The sequence below is a fragment of the Herbiconiux sp. A18JL235 genome (assembly GCF_040939305.1).
Classification (GTDB): Bacteria; Actinomycetota; Actinomycetes; order Actinomycetales; family Microbacteriaceae; genus Herbiconiux.
Genome location: NZ_CP162511.1, coordinates 2,296,235 through 2,322,197, shown reverse-complemented (window position 1 = coordinate 2,322,197; position 25,963 = coordinate 2,296,235). Strand labels below are relative to the sequence as shown.

22 protein-coding genes are annotated in these 25,963 nt (G+C 69.9%); 14 read left to right on the top strand and 8 right to left on the bottom strand.

Features of this window, described 5'->3' with window-relative positions; all coding sequences use genetic code 11:
* Nucleotides 1-51 precede the first annotated feature (51 nt).
* Nucleotides 52-2,262, top strand: a complete 2,211-nt coding sequence (locus ABFY20_RS10845; RefSeq protein ID WP_368496267.1) for a glycosyltransferase — start codon at nucleotides 52-54, stop codon at nucleotides 2,260-2,262.
* Nucleotides 2,259-3,575: a glycosyltransferase gene (locus ABFY20_RS10840; protein ID WP_368496266.1), complete on the top strand. Its 1,317-nt coding sequence runs from the start codon at nucleotides 2,259-2,261 to the stop codon at nucleotides 3,573-3,575. The genes ABFY20_RS10845 and ABFY20_RS10840 overlap by 4 nt, the downstream gene beginning before the upstream one ends.
* A 102-nt stretch (nucleotides 3,576-3,677) precedes the next feature.
* On the opposite strand, the gene ABFY20_RS10835 is transcribed toward ABFY20_RS10840, so the two are convergent.
* The gene (locus ABFY20_RS10835) at nucleotides 3,678-4,925 is read right to left on the bottom strand and encodes an alpha/beta hydrolase family protein (protein ID WP_368496265.1); all 1,248 of its coding nucleotides are present in this window, start codon (nucleotides 4,923-4,925) and stop codon (nucleotides 3,678-3,680) included.
* Nucleotides 4,926-5,092: 167 nt separating this feature from the next.
* On the opposite strand from ABFY20_RS10835, the gene hisD reads away from it, so the two are divergent.
* The 6 genes from hisD to ABFY20_RS10805 are packed head-to-tail and all read left to right on the top strand — an operon-like array spanning nucleotide 5,093 to nucleotide 12,839.
* Complete coding sequence (gene hisD / locus ABFY20_RS10830) at nucleotides 5,093-6,409, top strand: histidinol dehydrogenase (RefSeq protein WP_368496264.1); 1,317 nt, start codon at nucleotides 5,093-5,095, stop codon at nucleotides 6,407-6,409.
* 39 nt (nucleotides 6,410-6,448) lie between these two features.
* Nucleotides 6,449-7,633 (top strand): hypothetical protein, encoded by a 1,185-nt coding sequence (locus tag ABFY20_RS10825; RefSeq protein WP_368496263.1) that lies wholly within the window; start codon nucleotides 6,449-6,451, stop codon nucleotides 7,631-7,633.
* Nucleotides 7,630-10,860: a hypothetical protein gene (locus tag ABFY20_RS10820; protein ID WP_368496262.1), complete on the top strand. Its 3,231-nt coding sequence runs from the start codon at nucleotides 7,630-7,632 to the stop codon at nucleotides 10,858-10,860. Before ABFY20_RS10825 ends, ABFY20_RS10820 begins: the two co-directional genes overlap by 4 nt.
* A gap of 4 nt (nucleotides 10,861-10,864) precedes the next feature.
* Nucleotides 10,865-11,263: a DUF1801 domain-containing protein gene (locus ABFY20_RS10815; protein WP_368496261.1), complete on the top strand. Its 399-nt coding sequence runs from the start codon at nucleotides 10,865-10,867 to the stop codon at nucleotides 11,261-11,263.
* Between the two features lie 12 nt (nucleotides 11,264-11,275).
* Nucleotides 11,276-11,791 carry a transcriptional regulator NrdR gene (nrdR, locus tag ABFY20_RS10810; protein WP_368496260.1) on the top strand — a complete coding sequence of 172 codons (516 nt, stop codon included), beginning with the start codon at nucleotides 11,276-11,278 and terminating at the stop codon, nucleotides 11,789-11,791.
* 7 nt (nucleotides 11,792-11,798) lie between these two features.
* Nucleotides 11,799-12,839: a quinone-dependent dihydroorotate dehydrogenase gene (locus ABFY20_RS10805; protein WP_368496259.1), complete on the top strand. Its 1,041-nt coding sequence runs from the start codon at nucleotides 11,799-11,801 to the stop codon at nucleotides 12,837-12,839.
* Nucleotides 12,840-12,867: 28 nt separating this feature from the next.
* Here ABFY20_RS10805 and ABFY20_RS10800 read toward each other — a convergent pair whose 3' ends face one another.
* On the bottom strand, nucleotides 12,868-13,440 hold the full coding sequence (locus ABFY20_RS10800) for a DUF3043 domain-containing protein (RefSeq protein WP_368496258.1): 573 nt from the start codon (nucleotides 13,438-13,440) through the stop codon (nucleotides 12,868-12,870).
* Between the two features lie 36 nt (nucleotides 13,441-13,476).
* On the opposite strand from ABFY20_RS10800, the gene ABFY20_RS10795 reads away from it, so the two are divergent.
* From ABFY20_RS10795 to ABFY20_RS10775, 5 genes are all read left to right on the top strand, one after another.
* Nucleotides 13,477-14,916 (top strand): dipeptidase, encoded by a 1,440-nt coding sequence (locus ABFY20_RS10795; RefSeq protein ID WP_368496257.1) that lies wholly within the window; start codon nucleotides 13,477-13,479, stop codon nucleotides 14,914-14,916.
* 61 nt (nucleotides 14,917-14,977) lie between these two features.
* Nucleotides 14,978-15,367, top strand: a complete 390-nt coding sequence (locus tag ABFY20_RS10790) for a HesB/IscA family protein (protein ID WP_368496256.1) — start codon at nucleotides 14,978-14,980, stop codon at nucleotides 15,365-15,367.
* Nucleotides 15,368-15,545: 178 nt separating this feature from the next.
* On the top strand, nucleotides 15,546-16,418 hold the full coding sequence (gene coxB, locus ABFY20_RS10785; protein ID WP_368496255.1) for a cytochrome c oxidase subunit II: 873 nt from the start codon (nucleotides 15,546-15,548) through the stop codon (nucleotides 16,416-16,418).
* A 10-nt stretch (nucleotides 16,419-16,428) separates the two neighbouring features.
* Entirely contained in the window at nucleotides 16,429-18,171 is a 1,743-nt protein-coding gene (ctaD, locus tag ABFY20_RS10780; protein ID WP_368496254.1) for a cytochrome c oxidase subunit I, read from the top strand.
* A gap of 3 nt (nucleotides 18,172-18,174) precedes the next feature.
* Complete coding sequence (locus tag ABFY20_RS10775; RefSeq protein WP_368496253.1) at nucleotides 18,175-18,594, top strand: cytochrome c oxidase subunit 4; 420 nt, start codon at nucleotides 18,175-18,177, stop codon at nucleotides 18,592-18,594.
* 72 nt (nucleotides 18,595-18,666) lie between these two features.
* Here the strand turns inward: ABFY20_RS10775 and ABFY20_RS10770 are convergent, their stop codons facing one another.
* The 6 genes from ABFY20_RS10770 to ABFY20_RS10745 all read right to left on the bottom strand — a co-directional run bounded on the left by ABFY20_RS10770 (nucleotide 18,667) and on the right by ABFY20_RS10745 (nucleotide 24,662).
* Nucleotides 18,667-18,795: a hypothetical protein gene (locus ABFY20_RS10770; protein ID WP_368496252.1), complete on the bottom strand. Its 129-nt coding sequence runs from the start codon at nucleotides 18,793-18,795 to the stop codon at nucleotides 18,667-18,669.
* A gap of 84 nt (nucleotides 18,796-18,879) precedes the next feature.
* Nucleotides 18,880-20,211, bottom strand: coding sequence for a cell wall-binding repeat-containing protein (locus ABFY20_RS10765; RefSeq protein ID WP_368496251.1), 1,332 nt, complete (start codon nucleotides 20,209-20,211; stop codon nucleotides 18,880-18,882).
* A 137-nt stretch (nucleotides 20,212-20,348) separates the two neighbouring features.
* Nucleotides 20,349-22,052: a cytochrome bc complex cytochrome b subunit gene (locus ABFY20_RS10760; protein ID WP_368496250.1), complete on the bottom strand. Its 1,704-nt coding sequence runs from the start codon at nucleotides 22,050-22,052 to the stop codon at nucleotides 20,349-20,351.
* Nucleotides 22,049-23,116, bottom strand: coding sequence for a Rieske 2Fe-2S domain-containing protein (locus ABFY20_RS10755; protein WP_368496249.1), 1,068 nt, complete (start codon nucleotides 23,114-23,116; stop codon nucleotides 22,049-22,051). The genes ABFY20_RS10760 and ABFY20_RS10755 overlap by 4 nt, the downstream gene beginning before the upstream one ends.
* A 57-nt stretch (nucleotides 23,117-23,173) precedes the next feature.
* Complete coding sequence (locus ABFY20_RS10750; protein WP_368496248.1) at nucleotides 23,174-23,971, bottom strand: c-type cytochrome; 798 nt, start codon at nucleotides 23,969-23,971, stop codon at nucleotides 23,174-23,176.
* A gap of 52 nt (nucleotides 23,972-24,023) precedes the next feature.
* Nucleotides 24,024-24,662: a heme-copper oxidase subunit III gene (locus ABFY20_RS10745; protein ID WP_368499767.1), complete on the bottom strand. Its 639-nt coding sequence runs from the start codon at nucleotides 24,660-24,662 to the stop codon at nucleotides 24,024-24,026.
* Nucleotides 24,663-24,756: 94 nt separating this feature from the next.
* Here ABFY20_RS10745 and trpD point away from each other — a divergent pair, with 94 nt between their 5' ends.
* Entirely contained in the window at nucleotides 24,757-25,809 is a 1,053-nt protein-coding gene (gene trpD, locus ABFY20_RS10740) for an anthranilate phosphoribosyltransferase (RefSeq protein ID WP_368496247.1), read from the top strand.
* The last annotated feature ends 154 nt before the right edge of the window (nucleotides 25,810-25,963 follow it).

Sequence of the window (25,963 nt, the reverse complement as noted above, 5' to 3'; positions counted from 1 at the left end):
TGTCTCCCTCGTGACGTCGGAGGCGAACCACCCGACAGCAAAGGCGAGCCCATGGGCATTCAGACCTCCCTCGACGGCGTGCGCGACGCCGACCGCATCGTCGAGGCCATGCGACTCGCCGACGAGCTCGCCTTCGAAGCCAGCCGGGAGCCCGGCCTCCGCACCCTCCGCATCCTCTCCGGCGCGCTGGAGGGCGACGACGACGTCACCGCCATCGCTGCCGTCCACGCATTCGGCCAGATCCACGACGACGACGCCGACCGTGTCCTCACGACACTGCTCTCGGAGGAGCGTGCCTTCCTCCGCGAGCACGCCGCTTGGGTGCTCGGGGCCCACCTCCCGCATTTCGACGTGGTCGGGCGGCTCATCGGCTTGGTGCTCGACGGCGGCTTCGGCGGAATGATCGCCCAGCGCACCCTCGAGCAGTGGGCGCAGACGGCGCCTGAGCATGTGGCCATCGGCCTCGAGGGCGCTCTGCTCGGCGTCGACGACCCGGATGCGCGTTACCGCCTGGTGGAGACCCTCGGTCTCGTGCGCGGCGCCGGGCCCTCACGCCGACTCCACGCGGCGGCCGGTGACGAGGGCGAGCACCTTCTCGTGCGAAGCGCTGCCGTCGCCGCGCTCGGCCAGCGGCGCGGCGACAGCGCCGCGGCCGAGAAGCTCGACGAGCTCGCCCGCATCGACGGCCCGCTTCGAGACATCGCCCGACTGGGGCTCATCGACCTCGCGGGCGGGAGCGTCGGTCGAAGCGCCGGGGGCGACGGGCTCACCGTGGCTCAGCTCTTCCTGCACGCCGACATCGACGCCGGCCTCACGGCCGCGGGCAGTGGTGACAACGGAGGCGTCGCCACTCTGCTGGTACGCCTCGGCGACGCGCTGGTGCGCGACGGCCGCCGTGCCGAAGGCGCAGGTGCCGAGGTCGGTGCGGCAGGAGCATCCGTCGACGTGAAGCGGGTCGTCACCCTGTCGCGCGGCTCGATCGGCGACGCCATCGACAGCGTCGTCGACGTGGCGGGCCGGCCGGCCGGACACCTCTACGGTCGCATCCCGCTGCTCACCCCGCCCGTCAGCAGTGCCGCGGCCTGGCCGCAGCGGGTGGCGGCCCGGCGGGGCATCCGTCGAGTGCTGCGCGCCGCGGGCAGCGTCGACGTGCTGCATCTGCGCATGGCCGAAGTGGGGAGCCTCGCCGCCAGCGACGTCGCGCGTGAGCTCGACATCCCTGTGGTGTTCACGGTGGCCCCCGACCCGCACGCCGTCATCCAGTCGATGGACTCGGCGGGCACCCTCACCCGCCAGAACTTCGGCGCCGCCGACGAGCGCGAGCACTTCTGGTTCCGTGCCCGCCTGGTGCAGCGCCTCGCCTCGAACGCCCACCACACCGTGCTGTTCCCACGCCCTCAGCTGCGCCGCGACATGCGAGCCCTCGTCGGTATCGACATCGACTCGCACCCCGAACGGCACACGGTTGTTCCCGAGGGCATCGACCTCGACGTCGTCGACGCCGCTCTCGCCGATGCTTCGGCGCACGCCGAAGGCGCTGTGCCCGGAGCGGAACTCCAGGCCTTGCGTCAGCTGGTCGGCGCCCTGCCCGAGCACCGGCGCGGGCTTCCGCTCGTCGTGAGCGTGGGCCGGTTCCACCAGGTGAAGGGCATGGCGGCCATCGTCGCCGCCTGGCAGAACAGCAGTGCCGCCGAGCGCGCGAACCTGCTGCTCGTCGGGGGAGACCTGCGGAACCCGTCGGCAGCCGAACAGCAGCAGCTCGACGCCATCGAGGCCGTCGTGCCCGAGGGTCTGCGGGCCGAGCGGGGGCTCATCCTCTCCGGCCACCAGCCGAACGACACGGCGGCGCGCTGGATGGCGGCGGCCCGTACCGGTCTGCCGGGGCTCACCGCGCCGAACGGCGTGTACGTCTGCGGCAGCCTCAAGGAGGAGTTCGGCATCGCCCTGCTCGAGGCGATGGCGACCGGCCTGTTCGTGGTGGCGCCGGACGGCGGCGGCCCGGCCACCTACGTGGAGCACGGCCGCACCGGCCTGCTCACGCAGACCTGGGACGGCGCGGCACTCACCGCGGCGATCGAGTCGGCGCTCGACAGCGCCGAGGCGCCGGCCGCTGACGGCGCCGCCACGGTCGCGCGCGCGGCCCGCGCGCGCGAGGTCGTGGAGGCGAGTTTCACCATCCAGGCGATGGCACGCTCGCTCGAGTCGGTCTACGCGGGGGTGCACCGCGAGAGCGCCGCCACCGATCGTGCGGTCACCGCATGAGCGTGCTGGTCATCAGCCCCGACTACGCCTCCCACCTGCTCCCGCTGGTCACTCTCGCCGGTGCCTGGCTGGAGCGGGGCGAAGAGGTCGTGGTGGCGACGGGGGAGTCGACGGAGTCCATCGTCGCGAAGGCCGGTGCCCGGCGCGCGCACCTGCAACTCGGGCGCGGCTCGAACCCCGGTGTCATCAGGGCCGAGGAGCAGCCGCGCGACGAGGGAGCCTCGCTGCGCGGCTTCTTCGAGGCCACCCGCCGCGGCATGATCCCGACCCTTCGCTACCAGGCCGAGCAGCGGCTCACCGACCTCATGTGGCAGCCGGTGCAGAAGGCGCGGGAGACCGTCGCCGTCGTCGACGCAGTGAGGCCGGACACCATCCTGGTCGACCACCTCGCCTTCAGTGCCCGGCTCGGTCTGCAGGCTGCGCGCATCCCGTACACCGACGTGGTGCTCGGGCACCCCTCCGCGCTGCCGGTGGGAGACGAGCTCTACGGGCTGCCGACCGCCTGGCCCGCCTGCTTCACCCCGCCTGCCGAGGAGGTCGAGCGCCTGCGCGAGCTGTGCCTCCGGGTGAGCGAGTCGTTCACCCTGGAGTGGAACACAGCGCTCGCCGAGCTCGACCCGCTCGCCACCCCGTCGCCCTCGGCGTTCTCCGAGACGGGGGAGTCGCTGCTGTTCAACTACCCGGCGGCCCTCGCCGACCCCGCCCGGGCGGTGTTCCTGCCGCCCCACCGCTACCTGGGTTCGACGCCGCGCGACGACAGCGGCGACGCCGAGGTGGAGAGCTGGATCGCCGCCTCCGACGAGCCCTTCGTCTACGTGAGCTTCGGCAGCTTCCTCTCAGTGCGCGACGACGTGCTCGCGCAGGTCGCCGAGGCCCTGCGCGAGACCGGCCTGCGAGCCGCGATCGCGACGGGCTCGGGCGACCCCTCTCGACTCGGCGCGGTGCCCTCCGGATGGCTGGTGCGCGAGTTCCTGCCTCAGGTCACGCTGCTGAAGTCGGCGGCAGCGGCGGTCACCCACGGGGGCAACAACAGCGTCACCGAGGCAGCGACCTTCGGCGTACCCCTCGTGGTGCTGCCGTTCTCCACCGACCAGTTCGCGGGTGCCGCCGCCCTCGAGCGCGAGGGGGTGGGCATCGCGCTCGACCCGAACACCGCGACGGTGCCCGAGCTCGCCCAGGCGCTTCGCGCGGTGACCGGCGGCCCGTCGGCGACGGGCTGGCACGGCCGGGAACGGATGCGCGCCATCGCGGCAGAGCTCGCCGCCGCCCCGGGGCCGGAGTTGGCCTACCGCGTGGGCTCGCCGATCTCGTAGCGTTCGAAACCGCACACGTCGCGACATCCGGCTCTGTAGAGGGCTCGGACGCCGTGACGTTTGCGTTTTCGAACGCGACGGCGGCCGGCATCCCGCCGCGCGTCAATGTTGCTCGACGCGCATCCGCTCGTCGAGCCAGTCGAGCATGCGCTGGGCGGTGAGGGTGCGGGCGAGCGGCTGGCAGTGCCCCGACGCGCCCTCCGCCGCGGTGAAGTGCACGAGGGTCGACACCTCGGGCGTGAGGGCGGCGAGCTGTTCCGATTGGCCGGGCCAGAACTGCTCGCCCTCGGGGTCGGTGATGAGCAGGGGCGTGGTGATGCGCGAGGCCACGTCGACGATGCTGTAGCCCCGAACCGCCTCGATGGTCTCGGCGTAGGCGCCGGGTTCCGTGCCGTAGGGGCGCGCCCGGAACTGCCACGTGCGAGCCGTGCCGGGGCTGAGCTTCAGCCCCAACGCCATCTCCTTGTCGAACTTCGCGCTCTCGCCGCGGTCGAGCAGCTTGAGCAGGGAGGCGGGGAGGTGGGAGGCCCAGGAGGTGGAGACGTCGACGACCCCGGGGTCGGCGATGGCTGCGGCGAACCGGTGCTCGAAGGCCAGCGCCCTGGGCACCCAGTAGCCGCCCTGGCTGATGCCGTAGAGCGCGACACGTGAGGGATCGACTCCTTGCTGCTGCGACACGAAGTCGTACACGGGGGTGAGCACGTTCTCCCAGTCGGGCCGGAAGGGAACGTTCCGGTCGAACAGCTGCGATTGCTGGCCCGGGCCGTCGAAGACGAGCACCGAGTAGCCGCGCCGGAGAGCCGGTGACACGCAACTCGCCCACAGCGAGGCGAGCGAGCCGTCGCTGCCGTTCACCGCCACGAGCGTCGCCCCGCTCGGTGCCGGCGATCGGAACAGGAACCCGGGGAGGGTCTCGGTCTCGTAGGGGATCTCGACGCGCTCGACGAGCTCGGGCGCGTTGTCGACGAAGGAGTTCCAGGTCTCGCGCTGCCGGGAGAAGGTGGGCCCCAGCCTGCTCGAGTCAGGCAGCGAGCTCACCGCGTTCACGGCGACGGCGTAGTAGTGCGACGCCCTGAGATAGGAGTCGGCGGCGCTCACCCGGTGCCCGGCTGCGGCAGCCTCGTCGGCGATCGCCGACACCCGGTCGCCGAGCGACGCCCAGGCCACGAACCAGCCCTCATGGTCGCCCTTGCGGATGCCCGCCGTCGCGGCCAGCACCTCTCCCGGCTCCGAGGCCCCCGCCACGGCGCCGCCCAGAACGGTGCGGATCTCGAAGTCCCAGTCCTCGTTCGGTGAGAAGGGCGCCATCGCGTGGGCGCCATGCGCCTTCTTCGCTGTCGAGTCGTTCATGGCCTGTCCTCTCGCCGGTACATCGGGCTCCAGTGTGCCCGACGGGCGGCACGCGCCACCAGGGTTCCGACGCGACTCCTGCACAGCTCCGGCTCGGTGGGTACTTACTCACGGATGCGCGCCGGCAGTCCGCCCGCCTGGTCCGTGCTCGGTAGGCTGGTACGGCCATGATCCAGACCATCGACCTCCGCGGCCAGACCCCTTCCCGAGCCGAGCTCGCCACCCTCGTGCCCCGGGCCGCCACCGACGTCTCGGTCGCCGCCGCCGCGGCAGCCGAGCTCGTGGAGGCGGTGCGCACGCGTGGCCTCGAGGCACTGCGCGAGCAGGCCGAGCGCTTCGACCGGGCCGTGCCCGAGCACGTGCGCGTGCCGCAGGCCGAGGTCGACGCGGCGGTCGAGGCGCTCGACCCCGCCGTGCGCGCGGCGCTCGAGGAGACCATCGCGCGGGTGCGCCGCGCCACAGCCGCACAGATCCCGGATGCGCGGGTCACCACCCTCGACGACGGAGCCGTCGTCGAGCAGCGCTGGCACCCGGTGGAGCGTGTCGGGCTCTACGTGCCCGGCGGGAAGGCCGTCTACCCGTCGAGCGTCGTCATGAACGCCGTGCCGGCGCAGCTGGCCGGCGTCGGATCGATCGCGCTCGTGTCGCCCCCGCAGAGCGACTTCGGCGGGTCGGTGCACCCCACCATCCTCGCCGCCGCAGGCCTGCTGGGCCTCACCGAGGTGTACGCCATGGGCGGCGCCGGCGCCGTCGGCGCCCTCGCGTACGGGGTCGCCGAGCTCGGGCTGGAGCCCGTCGAGGTCATCACCGGGCCCGGCAACGTGTTCGTCGCCGCCGCCAAGCGCATCGTGCGCGGCGTCGTCGGCATCGACTCCGAGGCCGGCCCCACCGAGATCCTCGTCATCGCCGACGACAGCGCCGACGCAGGCTTCGTCGCCGCCGACCTGGTGAGCCAGGCCGAGCACGACGAACTCGCCGCAGCGGTGCTGGTGACCGACTCGCCGGCCCTGGCCGAACGGGTCACGGGCATCCTCGCCGAGGCCGCGGCATCGACCCGCCATGCCGAGCGGGTGGCGATCGCGCTCGACGGTCCGCAGTCGGCGATCGTGCTCGTCGACTCGCTCGAGGCCGCCGCCGCGGTGAGCAACGTGTACGGCCCCGAGCACCTCGAGCTGCAGACCGCCGACACCGACGCGACGCTCGCGCTCATCCACAACGCCGGCGCGGTGTTCGTCGGCGGCTATTCGCCGGTGAGCCTCGGCGACTACCTCGCCGGTTCCAACCACGTGCTGCCCACCGGCGGCCAGTCGCGCTTCTCGTCGGGGCTCGGCGCGTACACCTTCCTGCGGCCGCAGCAGATCATCCGCTACGACGAGCGTGCCCTCCGCGCGGTCGCCGACCGCATCGTCGCCCTCGCCGACGCCGAGAACCTCCCTGCCCACGGCGAGGCCGTGACCGCCCGCTTCCGCGACAGCACCAGCTGACCGAAGGTGCACGGGGGGAGCGGCCGCGGGGGCGGCAGGATGACGGCGGCATCGCTCGCGGGAGCGGCAGCGGCGTTCGCGCTGGTGCTCGCGGGAACGATCGCTCCGGTCGCCGCTGCGGCCGTCGGCACTGCGGGTGTCGCCGGAGCCACTGGGGTGGTCGGTGGAGCTGCTGGCACTGCGGGTGTGGCCGGAGCTTCCGGGGTGGTCGGTAGGGTCGTGGGCACCGGGGGTGTGGCCGGAGCTTCCGAGGTGGTCGGTGGGGCTGTCGGCATCGGGGGTGTGGCTGGAGCTTCCGTGGTGGTCGGTGGGGTCGTCGGCACCGGGGGTGTGGCTGGAGCTTCCGAGGTGGTCGGTGGGGTCGTCGTCACCAGAGGTGTGGCCGGAGCTTCCGTGGTGGTCGGTGGGGTCGTCGGCCCCAGGGGTGTGGCCGGAGCCGCAGGGGTTGCCAGGGCTACGGTGACGGCGGGAGCGCGGGCCGTGGTGGCCGACCCGGAGGGTGGAGCATCCGGCAGGGTCGAGCTCGCACTCGACATGCCGGACGGCGCCGCCTCGGCGTGGATTGAGCTCGAGCAAGCCGGTCTCGGGCCGGGGGCGGTCGACCTCGCCTGGCGCACCCCGGGTGGTCCCTGGACGCGCCTTGACTCCGTGCCCACCACGTTCGGCACACACGCGCAGGCGCGGTTCACCTCCGGGCCCAGCGACGCCAGCGGGCCCAGCGACGCCAGCGGGCCCGGCGGCTCCGGCGCCGAGGCCGTCGGCACGATCGAGCTGCGCGTCGCCCTCGTCGACACGACCGCCGCGCTCGACCCCGATCTCGCCGTCACGGTCTTCGCTGCCGACGGCACGGTGCTCGCGGCGAGCGACCAGCGGCTCCACCTCGGCTCCGATGGCTCCGAGATCCCGCCGACCGCCACGCCCACGCCCACGGCCACGTCCACGCCCACCGCGACGGCGACACCCGACCCCGGCCAGACGCCCGGCCCCGGAGAAGCGGCAGCGCCCGGTGGCGGGGAGTCGAGCGCCGCCGGTGCGGCTCCCGGCATGCTGGGCGTAACGGGCCAGGAGCTCGTGCCCGGGCTGCTGCTCGGCATCGCCGCCGCAGCCGCGATCGGCGCCGGCGCCGTCGCCGTCGCCCGACGCCGCCGTCTCAACGAGATGCCGGCCCGTGCATCCGCTTCCCCCGACGGTGCCGAGTCGGAGCCGCGCGGGGGAGCGCGATGAGCCGCCGGTCGATTGCCGCCCTCGTCAGCGCGGTGATCGCCGTGTCCGGTGTGTTCTCCTCGGCGGGAGCCCCCGCCGTCGCCACGCCGAGGGACTCGACGTCGGGCGCGGCTCTGGCGCCACTCACCTCGGTGGCGGGCGCCCTGCCCCTCGTCGTTCCCGAAGCGCTCGTCCCTGTCGTCGACTCCGAGGTGGGGCTCGGCGAACCGCTGGGCACCGATCCGGGCGACACCGTCGACCTGCGGCTCGGCATCACCCTTGCGAGCGAACCGGCGCCCGACTCCGCGCTGGTGCGCATCAGCGCACTGAGCGCCCCTGCCGACCTCACGGTCTACGCGGGGAACGACGACGTAGCGGGAGCGGCGCCGGTGCTCGCCGTCGCCGCCGGACGCTCCGCGTCGACCGCCGCATTGCTTCCCGTGGTCGACGGCGCCGTCGCCGTCTGGTCGAGCGCGCCGGTCGCGGTGCGCCTCGAGGTGCTCGCCGCCTTCGCCGCGCCCGAGCGGTCGGCGCCCGGCCGTACGGTGGCGCTCGCGCATCCGGTCACCCGCGCCGACACCTCCGCGGGGCTCGCGGGCTCGTCGTTCGGTCAGGAGCCGATCGAGATCGGTCTGGTCGGCGTCGGCGGCGTGCCGAGCGACGACGTACGAGCCGTCCACGCCACCGCCACCGTGGTGGCCTCGGAGGCCACGACGCTCGAGCTCGACGGCCAGAGCATCCCGGTCGGCGCCGGAACCTCGGTGGTCACGACGATCGTCACCCCCGACGCCGACGGGGGCACCCGCGCCCGGCTCGCGGCAGGAAGCGGCTCGCTGCGGCTCGACGTGCGCGGCTGGGTCTCCGACGCCGCCGACGACCTCACCCGCGCCAACGCGCCCGGCGGGTACGTGCCTGCGGGGCGCACCACGCCGATCGACCTCACCCTCATCGAGGCCGCAGGGTCGGGCGGCGGTGCGAGCAGCGGGAGCGGCGACAGAGGGGGCGGCGGCGGCGCGAGCGGCACGGTCGCCGCGGGCACCCTCGACGACGCCCGCTACTCGATCGCCCTCGTCTCCTCGACGGCCGCGGGGGAGACCACCACCCTGAACCTCGGCACCCCCACTGCGGGCCGGGCCAGAGGCATCGTGGTCGACGCGATCGGCGGTGCCGGCCCGCAGCTGGTGGTCACTCCCGTCACCGACGGTCTCAGCGGTATCGAGCTGCGTCGCGGTGCAGCCACCGCGCGCGTGCTTCCGCTCGGTGACCTCCTCGGCGACGCGGTGACGGATGCGCAGACCGCGCCGCCTGCCATCACCCTCGATTCGCACGACGACGGCGACGCGGTCGACCTCGGCGTGAACGGATCGGTCGAGCTCTCCGGCGTCGTCGACACACCAGGGGCGGGAGTCGACCGCGTCGAGATCTCCGGACCGGAGGGAGTCATCGGCACGGCCGACCTCACCGTCGACGACGAGGAGCGCCTGAACTGGACGTACCGGGTATCGGCGCCGCGCGACGGCGACCACCGCTACGCCGCGACCGTCTACGACCGGGCCGGCGGGTCGGCCTCAGCCGACGTGCAGCTCGCCGTCGAGGCCATCGACGCCGACGACATCGTCATCGCCCCCGACGTCGCCGTCGCCTCCGGCGCCGAGCCTTCGGCGCTCGGGCGCACCTGGGCGACGACCGCCGCGTCCGCCCCCGTCCCCGCGGCCGCCTCCGCCTTCTCCGCCGCGGGCGACTCGGATGCTGCGCAGACCGACGAGGCACCCGCCGTCAGCGAGGTGGCCGCCGACGAGATCTGGTTCGACACCGACCCCGGCGTCGCCCCCGGCGACATCGTCGTCTCGGGCCGATCCGACGCGGCGCCCGAGGGCGTCTTCGTGCAGGTCGCCGCCGTCGACCGGGTCGACGAGCGGTGGCGTGTGCGCACCGTTCCGGCGAAGCTCGACGAGGTCTTCCTGCAGGTCGACACGAGCGTCGCGGTTCAGCCCGACGACGCCTCCGCGGTCGCCGTCGACGACACCCCCGCCCCCGACGCAGACTCCACTCCGGTCGACGAGGTCGTCGACGCCGGGTTCCCGGCCGCCGACGTGGCCTCCGGCGATGCCGTCGACCTCGCCGACTTCGCGGAGACCCCCGAGGCGCCCCTGACGCATCCGGCGTTCGATGCCCCCGGGGTCGAGAACCCCGACGACTTCGGCATCGTCCCGAAGCCCGTACCGGGCGAGGCCGCCCCCGGCGCCCCCGCCGCCGCCCGGTCGACCACCGACGGGATGGACGCCCTCGCCGACCCAGACGACGTGGGCCCCAGCGACTTCGGGCTCTCCTTCCGCTCCAGCGCCAACCTCAAGCTCTCCTACGACAAGGAGACGAAGTCGCCGCGCCTCAGCGACCTCACCGCCGCCGCCGAGAACCCGACGGCGCTGCTCGAGAACCAGTTCCGCGAGATGACGCGCACCAACGAGGCCGGTCTCGTGCTCTCGACCACCGCGCAGCTCGGCTTCGAGCTCACCTTCACCCTCCGCACCCACGTCTCGGTGTCGTGGTTCGTGGTGAAGGTGATCACCGACGAGCTCACGATGAAGATCGAGACCAAGGTGAAGGCCACCGCGAGCGCCATGGTCTTCCTCTCCTCGACGCTCGAGCACGCCATCAAGAACAAGATCGCCGGCTTCACGCTGCCCACGTTCACGGTTCCCGTCGGCCCGGTGCCCGTCATCATCACGAACTCCGTCGATGTGGCCGTGAAGATGACGATGAAGTGGCAGGCTGCGGTGACGCTGCCGTCGATCGGCATGACCCGCATCGACGTCTCGGGCTTCACCTACTCCAGCGAGGCCGGCAGTCGTTCGCTGTCGAAGCCCCCGTCGATCACGAACGCGCCGTTCCTGCCGCAACGGCTGGCCGACGTGGAGTTCAAGCTCTCGGGCGACTTCTCGGTGGGCCCGGAGGTCGCGGTGACCTCCAAGATCTACGGACTGGCCGGCCCCGAGTTCGCCCTCTCCGGCCTCGTCGCCCTCGGCGCGTCGCTCAGCAACTCCGGCTCGAAGGTGGGGGTCGACGTCTCCTTCGGCGTCGTGCTCTCCTTCGGCGGCCGGGTGCAGGTGAAGGTCTTCTCCTGGCAGCTCGTCGACTTCGAGCTGTTCACGCTCACCGCCAAGTTCCCGCTGTTCGTCAAGCACTGGGACCTCGTCGACCTCGACCCGCCCCCACCCACCCCGACGCCCTCCCCACCGTTATCCTGAGCCCATGCCCGGGCCCGCAACCACCCCCTCCGACGCCGATGTCACCGCGTTCCTCGACGCCGTCCCCGATGCCCGGCGGCGCGCCGAAGCGCACGAGCTCCGCACGCTCATCGAGACCGTCACCGGCCTGAGTGCCCGCCTCTGGGGCCCCTCGATCGTCGGGTTCGGAGAGGCGAGCTACACGAACAGCAGCGGCACCCATGAGTGGTTCCGCGTCGGCTTCGCGCCCCGTAAGGCGGCGCTCACGCTGTACGGTGTGCACGACGAGAAGGCCGGTGCCGATCCTCGGCTCGAGGCGCTCGGGCCGCACTCGACGGGCGCCGGATGCCTGTACCTCAAGCGACTCGACGCCGTCGACCGAGAGGTGCTGGCGAGCCTCATCCGATCGGCCGCGGCAGGGTAGCCTGGAGAGGCCATGTTCTGCCCATACTGCCGTTACCCCGACTCCCGCGTCGTCGACTCGCGCACCACCGACGACGGCCTGGCCATCCGTCGCCGCCGTCAGTGCCCCGACTGCGGCCGACGGTTCAGCACCACCGAGACCGCCTCGCTCAGCGTCATCAAGCGCTCCGGGGTGGTCGAGGTGTTCAGCCGCGAGAAGATCGTCAGCGGTGTGCGCAAGGCCTGCCAGGGCCGCCCGGTGACCGACAGCGACCTCGCCGTGCTCGCGCAGCGCGTCGAGGAGACCGTGCGCCTGTCCGGCGCCGCCCAGATCGAGGCGAACGACATCGGCCTGGCCATCCTGCAGCCGCTCCGCGAGCTCGACGAGGTCGCCTACCTGCGTTTTGCGAGCGTCTACCAGGGCTTCGACTCGCTCGACGACTTCGAGGCCGCGATCACCCTGCTCAGGGTCGAGCACGAGCAGGGCAAGACCGTGGGAGATGCTCCGGCAGGAGCATCCACGTCGTCAACCGGTTCGACGACAGAGTAGGGCAGGCGTGTACGACTTCCTCTTCCGGCACTTTCTCACACGGATGGACCCGGAAGACGCGCACCACCTCGCCTTCTCGGTCATCAAGGCGATTCCTGCGCTGAGGCTCGAAGGCCTCGTGGCGCGTTTCACGAAGGCCCCCGTCGACCTCTCGGTCACCACGCTCGGCCGCACCTTCCCCACCCCGTTCGGCCTCGCCGCCGGCTTCGACAAAGACGCCACGGGCATCCGCGGTTTCGGGGCGCTCGGGTTCGGGCACGTCGAGGTGGGCACGATCACGGCACGAGCGCAGCCCGGCAACCCGCGCCCGAGATTGTTCAGGCTCGTCGCCGACCGAGCCGTCATCAACCGGATGGGGTTCAACAACGCGGGTGCGGCAGCCGCCTCCCTGCGGCTCGCCCGGGTGCGGTCGCTCACCAGGAGCCGCCCGGTGATCGGCGTCAACATCGGCAAGAGCCGCGTGGTGGAGGTCGACGACGCCATCGACGACTACCTCCAGAGCACGAGGGCGCTCGCCCCGATGGCCGACTACCTCGTGGTGAACGTGAGCTCGCCGAACACGCCCGGCCTCCGCGGTCTGCAGGAGCTCGACAGGCTGGCGCCCCTGCTCTCGGCTGTGAAGGCCGAGGCGGGCTCCACCCCGCTGCTGGTGAAGATCGCGCCCGACCTCTCCGACGACGAGGTCGTGAAGATCTCGGAGCTCGCGGTGTCGCTCGGCCTCGACGGCATCATCGCCACGAACACGACGATCTCGCGCGAGGGCTTGAAGACGGATGCGTCGACCGTCGAGTCGGCAGGTGCGGGCGGCCTCTCCGGCGAACCGTTGAGGGCCCGCTCGCTCGCGGTGCTGAAGCTCATCCGCACCGTGGTGCCCGAGGAGCTCTGCGTCATCTCGGTGGGCGGCGTCGACACCGCCTACGACGTCGACCAGCGGTTGCTCGCCGGGGCGACGCTCGTGCAGGGGTACACGGCGTTCCTGTACCGAGGCCCGTTCTGGGCGCGGTCGATCAACGTCGGGCTGGCGCGCCTGCGCAAGACGCGCGCCTGACCGGAGGCGGCGAACGCTACGGCGAACGCTACTGCGGGTACTGGCCGCGCTTGACCTGGGGCTTCGGGAGGCGGAGGCGGCGGAACTGCAACGCCCGCATCGTCGCGTACCAGCGGAGACCGCGCTCGAGCTTGTCGGCGCCGAACTTCTCGCGGAGCTTGCGCATGAGACGCCAGCCGAGGAAGACGCAGTCGGCGATGACGAGCACCACGAAGGCGTAGAGACCGAGCATCACGCCCGCCTGCACCTCGGGTGCGGGAACGAGGGTGAGCAGGATGACGACGAACATCGCGGGGATGAGGAACTCGCCGAGGTTGAACCGGGCATCGACGTAGTCACGGATATACCGCCGCTGCGCGCCCTTGTCGCGCATCGGGAGGTACTTCTCCTCGCCGTTGGCCATGCCCACGCGGGCCCTGTCGCGCTGCACCTGCATCTTCGCGCGCGCCTCCTTCGAGGCGAGCTTGCGATCGGTGGGGACGAGGGGCCGCTGGTTGGCGGCTTCGCGCTCCTTGCGCGTGGGGGTGGCGTGCCCCTTGCCGACCGTAGGCTCCTCGGGAGTCTCGATCACGGGTTCGGGGGTGCTGGATTTCTTGGCCACGGTGTCCTCGTTCGTCGTTCTCTTAAGATTACCTGCATGACTGGTCCCACCGATTCCCCGTTCTCCCAGGAAACAGCGCTCGACGACCGCGACCGAGCGGTGCTCGCGGCGGTGGAGGCGGCCCTGCCGTCGTCGATCGCCGAGCTGGCGGGTCTCGTGCGCATCCCCTCGGTGTCGTGGTCGGCCTTCGATCCCGCCCATGTGGCAGCGAGCGCCGACGCCGTGGCGGCGCTGTTCCGCGAGACCGGGCTGTTCGAGAGCGTCGACGTGCGCCGCTCCACCACCTCCACCGGCGAGGACGGCCAGCCCGCCGTGCTCGCCACCCGCCCTGCCCGCAATGGGCGCCCCACCGTGCTGCTCTACGCCCACCACGACGTGCAGCCCCCGGGCGCCGAGGCCGACTGGGAGTCGCCGGCCTTCGAGCCGACCGTGCGCGGCGACCGCCTCTACGGGCGCGGTGCCGCCGACGACAAGGCGGGAGTGCTCTCGCACCTCGCCGCCGTGCGCGCCCTCGCCGAGGTGGCGGGACCCGACTTCGACCTCGGTCTCACCGTCTTCATCGAGGGGGAGGAGGAGTTCGGCTCCCGCTCCTTCGAGAACTTCCTGCGCGAGAACCGCGACCGGCTCGCCGCCGACGTGATCGTCGTCGCCGACTCCGACAACTGGGACGAGAAGACGCCGTCGCTCACGGTGAGCCTCCGCGGCAACGTCACCTTCCGGCTCACGGTGACGACGCTCGCCCACGCCTCGCACTCCGGCATGTTCGGTGGGGCGGCGCCCGACGCCATGATGGCCGCCGTGCGCCTGGCCGCGAGCTTCCACGACGACGCGGGCTCGGTCGCCGTCGCCGGGCTCGTCACCCGCGACGCCGACACGCCCGAGTACACCGAGGAGACCCTCCGGGCCGAGGCTGGCCTGCTCGAGGGCGTCGCCCCGGTGGGAACCGGCAGCATCCTCTCCCGGCTCTGGAACCAGCCCTCACTCACGGTCACCGGCATCGACGCGCCGTCGGTGGCGAACGCCTCGAACACCCTCGTCCCCTCCGTCGCCCTCCGCGTGAGCGTGCGCATCGCACCGGGTCAGGATGCTCGCGAGGCTCTCGACGCCGTCACGCAGCACATCCGCTCGCACACCCCGTTCGGCGCCCATGTCGAGATCGACGAGGTCGACACCGGGAGCCCCTTCCTCGTCGACACCTCCGGCTGGGCCGTCGCCGAGGCCGAGCGTGCCATGGCCGACGCCTGGGGGAGGCCCGCGGTGCTCGCCGGCATCGGCGGCTCCATCCCGTTCATCCCGCAGCTGGTCGCCGAGTTCCCCGAGGCGCAGATCCTCGTCACCGGCGTCGAAGACCCGCACACCCGTGCGCACAGCCCGAACGAGTCGCTGCACCTCGGGGTGTTCAAGCGGGCAATCGGGGCCCAGGCTCTGCTTCTGGCGCGCCTGAACGACAGGGCCTCGACGGCCGGGAATGAATGAGCCGGGTTCGCGGTTGCCGGAGTTAGACTTCCCGCATACGTCCGATCGAAATGGAGTGCCGATGAGCGACACCATCACCGCAGAGTCCGTCACGGCGGCAGGCTCGGCCCCCGCCGAGGCGCCCGCGCACAAGGTGGGCATCACCCCCGCGGCCGGCCAGAAGGTCAAGACGCTGCTCGAGCAGGAGGGCCGAGACGACCTGCGGCTGCGCGTCGCCGTGCAGCCGGGCGGGTGCTCAGGCCTGATCTACCAGCTCTACTTCGACGAGCGCATGCTCGACGGCGACGGTGTCGTCGACTTCGACGGCGTCGAGGTCATCGTCGACAAGATGAGCACCCCCTACCTCGAGGGCGCCACCATCGACTTCGAAGACACCATCCAGAAGCAGGGCTTCACCATCGACAACCCGAACGCATCCGGCAGCTGCGCCTGCGGCGACTCGTTCCACTGACGTCGAGCCGAGGTGCGGCGACACGCCGCTCAGAAAAGGGCCGTTCCCTCCGGGACGGCCCTTTTCGCGTCTCTAACACACGCCGCAGGGGCGCGGCTGTGGCATCCACGGGGAAATCGACACAGTAGGCTAGGAGAAGGTCAAATACACTGAGGTGTAGCTTCCCGAAAGGTTCCTGGTGCGCTCTAGACGACGTCTCCGCTGGGCCGCGATCCCCATCGCGGCGTTAATGTCCGTTGTTCTCGCAGGATGCACGCAGGAGCAGCTGCAGGGATGGCTCCCCACGGAGCCCGGCACGACGAACAACGTCGACCGCGTCATCGGCCTCTGGGTCACCTCGTGGATCGTCCTGCTCGTCGTCGGCGTCGTCACCTGGGCGCTCATCATCTGGGCGATCGTGGTCTACCGTCGCCGCAAGGGCCAGACCGGTCTCCCCGCCCAGCTGCGCTACAACATGCCGATCGAGATCTTCTACACGATCGTGCCGCTCATCCTGGTGCTCGGCTTCTTCGCCTTCACGGCGCGCGACCAGGCGGCCATCGAGGAGCCCTACGCGAACCCCGACGTCAAGATCCAGGTCTTCGGCAAGCAGTGGGCGTGGGACTTCAACTACGTCGACGACGACGTCTACTACGCCGGTGTGCAGGGCCAGCAGAACCCCGACGACGCGAACGGAAACCTCGTCGAGTCCGAGCTCCCGGTGCTCTACCTGCCCGTCGGCAAGACCGTCGAGATCCAGCTCGAGTCTCGCGACGTCATCCACTCCTTCTGGGTCATCGACTTCCTGTACAAGAAAGACATGCTGCCCGGCAAGACCAACTACATGTACGTCACCCCCGAGCGCGAGGGCACCTTCACCGGCAAGTGCGCCGAGCTCTGTGGTGAGTACCACTCGATGATGCTCTTCAACGTCAAGGTCGTCTCCCAGCAGGAGTACGACGACTACATCGCATCGCTGCGCGCCGCCGGCAACGAAGGCCAGCTCGGGCACGAGTACGACCGCAACCAGAACCTCCCGGGCATCGGCACGCCCGCGCACGAGGAAGAGTAGGAACGCGACCATGACCGCAACAGTCGACGTGGCACCCGCGGGCGGCGCCCCGGCACCGCTCCCGACCCCCTCGAAGACGGTGGGCCGCAAGGGCAACATCCTGGTGAAGTGGATCACCTCCACCGATCACAAGACCATCGGGTACATGTACCTGATCGCCTCGTTCATCTTCTTCTGCCTCGGCGGTGTGATGGCCCTCGTCATCCGCGCCCAGCTGTTCGAGCCCGGTCTCGAGCTGCTGCAGACCAAAGACCAGTACAACCAGCTGTTCACGATGCACGGCACGATCATGCTGCTCATGTTCGCGACGCCGCTGTTCGCGGGCTTCGCCAACGTGCTCATGCCGCTCCAGATCGGCGCGCCCGACGTGGCGTTCCCGCGTCTGAACGCCTTCGCGTTCTGGCTGTTCACCTTCGGTTCGCTGATCGCGGTCTCCGGCTTCCTCACCCCGCAGGGCGCCGCATCCTTCGGCTGGTTCGCCTACGCGCCGCTGTCGTCGACCACCTTCACGCCGGGTGACGGCGGAAACCTCTGGGTGTTCGGCCTCGGCCTCTCCGGCTTCGGAACCATCCTCGGTGCGGTGAACTTCATCACCACGATCATCACGCTGCGCGCCCCCGGCATGACCATGTTCCGCATGCCGATCTTCACCTGGAACATCCTGGTGACGTCGATCCTCGTGCTGATGGCCTTCCCGGTGCTCGCCGCCGCGCTGTTCGCGCTCGGCGCCGACCGCGTCTTCGGAGCCCACATCTACGACGCCGCCAACGGCGGTGTGCTGCTCTGGCAGCACCTGTTCTGGTTCTTCGGCCACCCCGAGGTGTACATCATCGCGCTGCCGTTCTTCGGCATCGTCTCCGAGGTGTTCCCGGTGTTCAGCCGCAAGCCGATTTTCGGCTACAAGACCCTCATCTACGCGACGATCTCCATCGCCGCCCTGTCGGTCACCGTGTGGGCGCACCACATGTACGTCACCGGCTCGGTGCTGCTGCCGTTCTTCGCCCTCATGACGATGCTCATCGCCGTGCCGACGGGTGTGAAGATCTTCAACTGGGTCGGCACGATGTGGCGTGGATCGGTGACGTTCGAAACACCCATGATCTGGGCGATCGGCTTCTTGATCACCTTCACCTTCGGTGGTCTCACCGGCGTCATCCTCGCCTCGCCGCCGCTCGACTTCCACGTCTCCGACACCTACTTCGTGGTGGCGCACTTCCACTACGTGGTGTTCGGAACCGTCGTGTTCGCCATGTTCTCCGGCTTCTACTTCTGGTGGCCGAAGTGGACGGGCAAGATGCTCAACGAGCGCCTCGGTTACTGGCACTTCTGGTTGCTGTTCATCGGCTTCCACACGACGTTCCTCATCCAGCACTGGCTGGGCGTCATCGGCATGCCCCGCCGGTACGCCACGTACCAGCCCGAGCCCGGTTTCGAGTGGATGAACCAGCTGTCGACGATCGGTGCGTTCATCCTCGCCGCGTCGCTCATCCCGTTCTTCCTGAACGTGTACATCACGGCCCGCAAGGCGCCGAAGGTCACGGTGAACGACCCGTGGGGCTATGGGCGCTCGCTCGAGTGGGCGACGTCGTGCCCCCCGCCGCGGCACAACTTCACGTCGATTCCGCGCATCCGTTCGGAGTCGCCGGCGTTCGACCTCAACCACCCCGAGGCGGGCATCCCGGTGGGCATCGGCCCGGCGAAGGATGCTCCGGATGCTCCCACGTACGACGTCGCCGAAGGACAGGTGAAGTAGACCATGCGGGTCAACACCAATCTCTTCTGGATCCTCGCGGTCTTCATGGTTCTGGCCGCCACGGCCTACACCGTGTGGTCGCTCATCTGGTACGACGGCGAGGTCGAGTGGGTCGGCACCGTGGCGATCAGCCTCACGGCGATCCTCTCGGGCTTCCTCGCCTTCTACCTCGGCAAGGTGCACAAGTCGCAGGGCGGCGAGCTGCCCGAAGACCGTCTCGACTCGAACATCGACGACGGCGACCCCGAAATGGGCTTCTACAGCCCGTGGAGCTGGTGGCCGATCGTCCTCGCGTTCGGTGGGGCGCTGCTCGTGCTCGGTCTCGCGGTGGGGTTCTGGGTGTGCTTCATCGCTGCCGCGGTGACCCTCGTCGCCATCGTCGGCTGGGTCTACGAGTACTACCGGGGCAACTTCGCCCGCTGAGTCGCTGCTTCGCCAGAAGGCCCGCCACCCCTCGGGGCGGCGGGCCTTCTGCGTTGTGGGCTATTGCGTGCTTCAGCCACGACAGACCGTGAGCTCCTCGAGGGATCGGGGGAGCGTGAGCGGGCCGCCGAGCAGCCTGACCTCGGCCGGCGCCAGCGCACCGAGGTGCAGCGCGACATCGCGGTCGATGCAGTCGTTCACGAGGAAAGTGGGTGACCTGCAACCAAGGCCCGCGCCACGGCGAGGTGGGCGAGCCCTGGCTGCTCCTGGCGGAGGTTCATCGTGTCAGCTGCAGAGGGGGAGGGTGCCGAGGGTGGCGTCGAGGGTGTCGGGGCCGCCGAGGAGCACGAGGTGGTCGGGCTTGAGGCGGGTGATCTCGGCGGCGACCTCGCTGGTCATGCAGTTCTTGCTGACGAGGAGGATGGGTGCGTGGTTCTTGCCGGCGAGTGCGCCTCCGGCGAGGGCGTCGGGGAAGTTCGCGCCGGTGGCGAGGTAGACGGTGTCACTCGGCGAGGTGGCCGGGAAGTGCCTTGCGACGGTGTGCGCCGAGACGGCGTAGCGATCGACTCCATCGATGCGCGATGAAGCTCCGGCGGTGTCGGCCAGGCTGTCGTTCAGGCCGCGGCTGACGGTGTCTTCACCACCGACCACCGTCACGCGCTTGACGCCCCGCGCGGTGACGAGGGCCTCTTCTGCAGCAGAGAGCGCCTGAGCATGCCCGTCGACCAGGAGCACAGGAGCACGGAGACTTGCCGCGGCCGGACTCGCGCTGAGTGCGTCGGGAAACTTCGTCCCGCTCGCCACGAACAGTTCTGTCGACGCCATCGCTCCGAGGGTCGCGTCGCTGATCAGCATTCGCGACGTCTCGTAGCGGTCGGTGCCACCGATTCGGGTGATCGTCGAGGTGGCGGAGGCCGCCTTCACCTGCGCGACGAGCGCAGCGCTGAGGGTGTTCTCACTGCCGACCACCACGACGTTGCTCGGTGCCCGACGGGTGAGGTATTCCGCTGTGCTGGGCGGCAGGGTGTCGCGCGTGCTGAGGAGCACCACGCCACCGTGCTGGGATGCGAGCCCCGAGGCGCTCAGTGCGTCGGCGAAGTTCTCGCCACTGGCGAGGTACACGACGGGATCGGCACCCGCGGTGAGGATCCTGTTGGCGATGTCGACGGCCTCGGCGTAGCGGTCGGTCGCACCGATGCGTTCGAGCTTGGAGCCGGCGGGCACGACGTCCATGAAGCAGATCTTCTGCTTCGTCTGCGCGAAGTTGTCGAGCAGCGTGATGGTGAAGGTGGAGCTGCCCAACCGAGTCGGCGTTCCCGAGACGATCGGCGCGAGACCCTTGCGATCGACGAGCGCGAGGCCCGGGGGAAGCGCACCCGAAATCGACACCGTGTACGTGCCGCCGTCTTCGTCGTAGACGCCCGTCGACGGGGTGAACGGCACGCCGATCTGCGCGATGTTCGGCGGACAGAAGATGGGCGTGTCGATCGGCAAGGGCGCCGCTTGCGCCACGGGTGCAGAGAGCAGCGGTGCCCCAGCGAGCAGCAGGGCGGTGCTGACCGCAATGGCCGTTCGTCGGAGGATCGGATGCAGGATGGTCGGGTGCGGGCGGGTCATGGTGATCACATTCTGTGGACGGGTAACGGTCCGGCCAGCCTCGCGCGCATCCGCCCGCCGACGTGATGAGTAGTTCTACCCAACGAGAGAGGGCCCGCACACCGGAGTGTGCGGGCCCTCTAGGGGAGTGGGGTGGTCTACTTGAGGCCGGGGCCCTGCTCCAGGGAGTGATCGGTGCCGTCGCCGTGGGCGCCGAGTGCGGGGGAGCCGTGGTGGCCGTGGCCGGACTCGAGCTCCGCCTGCGAGACGGGGGCGATGCGGTCTTCGAAGAACCAGCGGGAGAAGGCGGCGCGCAGGCGCATGCTTCCCGTGATCTTGCCCTTCGCGTTGGGGCGCAGCATGATCGGCTCGTACGACTCGAAGTCGACGAGCTTCCAGCGATCGTGCTCGTCCATCTGCTCGTGCACTTCGATGTACTCGCCACCGGGCAGGCGCACGATGCGGCCCGACTCGTAGCCGTGCAGCACGATCTCGCGGTCCTTCTTCATCAGGCCGAGGCAGACGCGCTTCGTGATGAAGTACGCCAGGAACGGACCGATGACGACCCAGGCCTGCACCACGTGGATGACGCCCTCGATCGACAGCTGGAAGTGCGTGGCCACCAGGTCGGAGGAGGCCGCCGCCCAGAGACCGGCGTAGAAGGTGACACCCGCGGCACCGATGGCGGTGCGGGTCGGCGCGTTGCGCGGGCGGTCGAGGATGTGGTGCTCGCGCTTGTCGCCCGTCACCCAGCCCTCGACGAACGGGTAGATGGCGACCAGGGCGAGCAGCACCAGGAGCGCCAGCACGGGCACGATGATGTTGAACGACCAGGTGTGACCGAGCCACACGAACTCCCAGCCCGGCGGGATGAGACGCAGGGCGCCGTCGGCGAAGCCGATGTACCAGTCGGGCTGCGTACCCGCCGACACCGGTGACGGGTCGTAGGGGCCGTAGTTCCAGATGGGGTTGATGGTGAAGAACGACGCGATCAGCGCGATGACACCGAACACCAGGAAGAAGAAGCCTCCGGCCTTCGCGGCGTACACCGGGAGGATCGGGTAGCCGATGACGTTCTTCTCGGTGCGCCCGGGGCCGGCGAACTGGGTGTGCTTGTGCACGACCACGAACACCAGGTGGAGGGCGAGGAAGAGCACGAGGATCGCCGGCAGCAACAGGATGTGCAGCGTGTAGAAGCGCCCCACGATGTCGGTGCCCGGGAACTCGCCGCCGAAGAGGAGGAACGAGGTCCAGGTGCCGATGAACGGGATGCCCTTGATGAGGCCGTCGATGATGCGGAGGCCGTTGCCCGAGAGCAGGTCGTCGGGGAGCGAGTAGCCCGTGAAGCCCTCCGCCATGGCCAGCACGAACAGCGTGAAGCCGATCACCCAGTTGAGCTCGCGGGGCTTGCGGAACGCGCCCGTGAAGAACACGCGCAGCATGTGCAGACCGATGGCGGCGATGAACAGCAGCGCCGCCCAGTGGTGGATCTGGCGCACCAGCAGGCCACCACGCACGTCGAAGGAGATGTGCAGCGCAGACTCCATCGCCGACGACATCTCGACGCCCTTGAGCGGCACCCAGGCGCCGTCGTAGTGCGTCTCGACCATCGAGGCCTGGAAGAAGAAGGTGAGGAAGGTGCCCGAGAGGATGATGACGACGAAGCTGTACAGCGCCACCTCACCGAGCATGAACGACCAGTGGTCGGGGAAGATCTTGCGACCGAACTCCTTCACCACACCCGAGATGCTGGTGCGCTCGTCGAGGTAGTTCGCCGCCGCTGCGGTGAAACCACCGCTCTTCGGAGCGGGCTTCGAGGCCTCGGGAGCCCCCGCATCCGTGCGTTCGATGGTGTTGGTCATGGACGCTCCCAGAAACTAGGGCCGACGGGCTCGTGGAAGTCGCTCGACGCGACCAGGTAGCCCTCGGAGTCGACCTCGATGGGCAGCTGCGGCAGCGGGCGCTTCGCCGGGCCGAAGATGACCTCGCACTCGTTGACCACGTCGAAGGTCGACTGGTGGCAGGGGCAGAGCAGGTGGTGGGTCTGCTGCTCGTACAGCGCCACCGGGCAGCCGACGTGCGTGCAGATCTTGGAGTACGCGACGATGCCGTCGTACGACCAGCTCTCCCGGCCCGCGCTGATGTTGAGGTCGTCGGGGTTCAGGCGCATGAGCAGCACAGCCGCCTTGGCCTTCTGCTCGAGGCGGTCGTGACGCTCGTTGAGCCCCTCGGGGATGATGTGGAACACCGAGCCGATGGTGACGTCGGAGGCCTTCACCGGGATGCCGCTCGGGTCGAGGGTGAGGCGTGCGCCCTTCTTCCACATGGTGTGGCTGAGCAGCTCGACCGGGTCTTGGTCTTGCGGGCCCCATCCGCGGAAGAGCACGAGGCCCGGCAGGGGGAACGCGATGAGAGCACCGATGAGGGAGTTGCGGATGAGCGTGCGACGCCCGAAGCCCGACTCCTGGTCGGCCTCGTGGAAGATCTCCACGGCGCGCGCACGGGTCTCGGGGGAGCCCTGAACCGGGTGGCGCTCGTCGATGCCCTCCTTGTCGTACATGAGGGCCTTGCCCCAGTGCACGGCGGCGAGGCCGATGCCGAACAGTGCCAGCGTGCAGCCGATGCCGATGAACATGTTGTTCAGGCGGATAGCGTGGATGGCGCCGTCTTCGATCGGGAAGGCCATGTAGGCGGCCACCGCGAAGATCGAGCCCGCGATCGACAGGTAGAACAGCGTGTAGACGGTGCGCTGTGCCTTCTTGCCCTCTTTGGGGTCGCTGTCGGTGACGCGGTGACGGTGGGGCGGCTCGCCCGGGTTCACGACGTCGGAAGCAATGACCGTGGTGCCGGTCGATGTGCCTCGACTCGTCTCGACGGCCGACGAATCGGAGGCGGCTGTAGGGCCGCTCACCTCGTCATGTGCCATTGTTGTCCCTTTCGAGCTTGCTGGTGTGCTGTGCCTGTGATCACGGAGATCGGGCGGCTAGTTCGACTTGGCCGTGAGCCAGACCATCAGACCGATGATCGCGCCGAGGCCGAAGATCCAGATGAACAGACCCTCCGCGACCGGACCGAGCGACCCGAGTTCGTCGCCGCCGGGCGACGGGTTGGCCTCGAGGTACTTCAGGTAGGTGATGATGTCGCGCTTGTCTTCAGGAGTGAGGTTGTCGTCGTTGAAGACGGGCATGTTCTGCGGGCCGGTGAGCATGGCCTCGTAGATGTGCGTGGCGAGCACTCCGGTGAGCTCGGGGGCGAACTTGCCCTCGGTGAGCGCACCGCCGGCACCGTGCACGTTGTGACACATGGCGCAGTTGATGCGGAACAGCTCGCCACCGTTCGCCGCGTCACCGTCGGCCTGCAGCAGGCTCTCGTCGGGGATGGCGGGGCCGGGGGAGATGGAGGCGACGTACGCCGCGAGCGCGGCGGTCTGCTCGTCGGTGAACTGCGGCGGCTTCTGAAGCGCCTGCGGGCCCTGCATCGCCATCGGCATGCGGCCGGTGCCGACCTGGAAGTTGACGGATGCGGCGCCGACGCCGATGAGGCTCGGCCCGTCGGGCGTTCCCTCCAGGCTCATGCCGTGGCAGGTGGCGCAGTTGGCAGCGAAGAGCTTCTCGCCCTCGTCGATGGTCGACTGGCTGGAGGCGCTGGAGGTGTCGGCCTGAGCGGTCGTGGTGCTGGAGAAGACCGCGTACCCTCCGCCCGTGAACACCAGGCCGATAGCAATCAGCACGACAGTTGCCAGGGGATGGCGTCTGTTGGCTTTCCTGCTCTTGCGGGCCATGCTCTCTACTCTCTGTTTCGGGTGACTGTCGATGGGGCTGTGCCGGGTGCCGCTACTTCAGCACGTAGATGACGAGGAACAGGCCGATCCAGACCACGTCGACGAAGTGCCAGTAGTACGAGACGACGATGATGCTCGTCGCCTCCTTGTGCCCGAAGTTCTTGACCGCGTAGACGCGACCGATCATGAGGAGCATCGCGATGAGGCCACCGGTGACGTGGAGGGCGTGGAAGCCGGTGGTGAGGTAGAACGCCGAGCCGTAGGCGTTGCCGTCGAAGGTGATGCCCTCGGTGACGAGGGTGGCGTACTCGAGAACCTGGCCGGAGACGAAGATGGCTCCGAAGGCGTAGGCGAGGAACATCCACTCCACGACTCCCCAGTCGCGCGGCTTCCAGCTGGTGCGGCGCGGCTGCCCGCGCTCGGCGGCCCAGACGGCGAACTGGCACCAGAACGAGGAGATGACGAGGATGATCGTGTTCACGAGCGCGAACGGCACGTTGAGGATGGTGGCCTGGTCGGCCCACGCCTCGGGGTTCGTCGACCTCAGGGTGAAGTAGATGGCGAACAGGCCGGCGAAGAACATGACCTCGCTGCCGAGCCACACGATGGTTCCCACCGCCACGATGTTGGGGCGCTGGACCATGGGGGCACTCTGAGAATGGGTCAATGAGCTGCTCGTCACAGAGACCATTATGTCCGAATTCACAGCTCGTTTTTGCATTTGGCCGTCCTGCCGCGGCATCACCGGCGTGTCTGTATACATCTCGGCCCATAAGATCGCAGGTATGGCTGACACGCTCTCCTGGCCCGCACTGATCGCCCAGCTGCTCTCGGGCACCGATCTGTCGATCTCGGAGGCCACCTGGGCGATGAACCAGGTGATGGAGGGCGAGGTCACCGAGGCGCAACTGGCCGGCTTCCTGGTGGCACTGAATGCCAAAGGTGAGACCGTCGACGAGATCGTGGGCTTCCGCGACGCCATCCTCGACCACGCGCTCCCGCTCGAGGTCGACCCGTTCGCGCTCGACATCGTGGGCACAGGCGGAGACCGCTTCGGCACGGTGAACGTGTCGACGATGGCGTCGATCGTGGCGGCCGCGAGCGGGGTGCCGGTGATCAAGCACGGCAACAAGGCGGCGAGCTCGCTGTCGGGCTCGTCCGACGTGCTGCGGGCACTCGGGGTCGATCTCGACCTCGAGCCCGAGCGGGTCGCCGCGGTGCTCGACGAGGCCGGCATCTCGTTCGCGTTCGCCTCGAAGTTCCACCCCGGGTTCAAGAACGCCGGTGCGGTTCGCGCACAGCTGGGTGTGCCCACGGTCTTCAACTACCTCGGTCCGCTGTGCAACCCGGCGCGTGCCGAGGCGTCGGCGGTGGGCGTCGCCCACCTCGACCGGGTTCCGCTCATCGTGGGCGTGTTCCAGACCCGAGGGGCGACGGCTCTGGTGTTCCGCGGCGACGACGGCCTCGACGAACTCACCACCACCGGTCACAGCCACATCTGGGAGGTGTCGCGCGGATCGGTGAAGGAGCACGACCTCAACCCGCGCGACCTCGGCATCCCCATCGCGAAGATCGACCAGCTGAAGGGCGGCGACGCCGAGTTCAACGCAGATGTGGTGCGACGCGTGATGGCCGGCGAACAGGGCCCCGTGCGCGACATGGTGGTGCTCAACGCCGCCGCCGGCCTCGCCGCCTACCGCCTCGCGCTCGACCCCACCCAGGTCGACCGTCCCCTGCTCGAGCGCCTCGACGAGCAGATGACCGTCGCCCGCACCACCCTCGACTCCGGCGCCGCCTCCCGCAAGCTCGACCAGTGGATCGCCGCCACCAGAAGCTAGACGCGCACCGACGCTCGACCCGCACCGACGCTCGACCCGCACCACGGCACCGAAAGCGGCGAGCTGTTCGAAAACGCAAACGTCGCGCCAACCTGCGCCCGTATGGGTGCGGTCGGCGCGACGTTTGTGGTTTCGAACGCGCCGGTGCCGGAGA

What these genes read in the sequence shown, in the direction of transcription:
- ABFY20_RS10845 (WP_368496267.1), top strand. Translation starts at nt 52, where the DNA reads ATGGGCATTCAGACCTCCCTCGACGGCGTGCGCGACGCCGACCGCATC.
- ABFY20_RS10840 (WP_368496266.1), top strand. Translation starts at nt 2,259, where the DNA reads ATGAGCGTGCTGGTCATCAGCCCCGACTACGCCTCCCACCTGCTCCCG.
- ABFY20_RS10835 (WP_368496265.1), bottom strand. Translation starts at nt 4,925, where the DNA reads ATGAACGACTCGACAGCGAAGAAGGCGCATGGCGCCCACGCGATGGCG.
- hisD (WP_368496264.1), top strand. Translation starts at nt 5,093, where the DNA reads ATGATCCAGACCATCGACCTCCGCGGCCAGACCCCTTCCCGAGCCGAG.
- ABFY20_RS10825 (WP_368496263.1), top strand. Translation starts at nt 6,449, where the DNA reads ATGACGGCGGCATCGCTCGCGGGAGCGGCAGCGGCGTTCGCGCTGGTG.
- ABFY20_RS10820 (WP_368496262.1), top strand. Translation starts at nt 7,630, where the DNA reads ATGAGCCGCCGGTCGATTGCCGCCCTCGTCAGCGCGGTGATCGCCGTG.
- ABFY20_RS10815 (WP_368496261.1), top strand. Translation starts at nt 10,865, where the DNA reads ATGCCCGGGCCCGCAACCACCCCCTCCGACGCCGATGTCACCGCGTTC.
- nrdR (WP_368496260.1), top strand. Translation starts at nt 11,276, where the DNA reads ATGTTCTGCCCATACTGCCGTTACCCCGACTCCCGCGTCGTCGACTCG.
- ABFY20_RS10795 (WP_368496257.1), top strand. Translation starts at nt 13,477, where the DNA reads ATGACTGGTCCCACCGATTCCCCGTTCTCCCAGGAAACAGCGCTCGAC.
- ABFY20_RS10790 (WP_368496256.1), top strand. Translation starts at nt 14,978, where the DNA reads ATGAGCGACACCATCACCGCAGAGTCCGTCACGGCGGCAGGCTCGGCC.
- ctaD (WP_368496254.1), top strand. Translation starts at nt 16,429, where the DNA reads ATGACCGCAACAGTCGACGTGGCACCCGCGGGCGGCGCCCCGGCACCG.
- ABFY20_RS10775 (WP_368496253.1), top strand. Translation starts at nt 18,175, where the DNA reads ATGCGGGTCAACACCAATCTCTTCTGGATCCTCGCGGTCTTCATGGTT.
- ABFY20_RS10765 (WP_368496251.1), bottom strand. Translation starts at nt 20,211, where the DNA reads ATGACCCGCCCGCACCCGACCATCCTGCATCCGATCCTCCGACGAACG.
- ABFY20_RS10760 (WP_368496250.1), bottom strand. Translation starts at nt 22,052, where the DNA reads ATGACCAACACCATCGAACGCACGGATGCGGGGGCTCCCGAGGCCTCG.
- ABFY20_RS10755 (WP_368496249.1), bottom strand. Translation starts at nt 23,116, where the DNA reads ATGGCACATGACGAGGTGAGCGGCCCTACAGCCGCCTCCGATTCGTCG.
- ABFY20_RS10750 (WP_368496248.1), bottom strand. Translation starts at nt 23,971, where the DNA reads ATGGCCCGCAAGAGCAGGAAAGCCAACAGACGCCATCCCCTGGCAACT.
- ABFY20_RS10745 (WP_368499767.1), bottom strand. Translation starts at nt 24,662, where the DNA reads ATGGTCTCTGTGACGAGCAGCTCATTGACCCATTCTCAGAGTGCCCCC.
- trpD (WP_368496247.1), top strand. Translation starts at nt 24,757, where the DNA reads ATGGCTGACACGCTCTCCTGGCCCGCACTGATCGCCCAGCTGCTCTCG.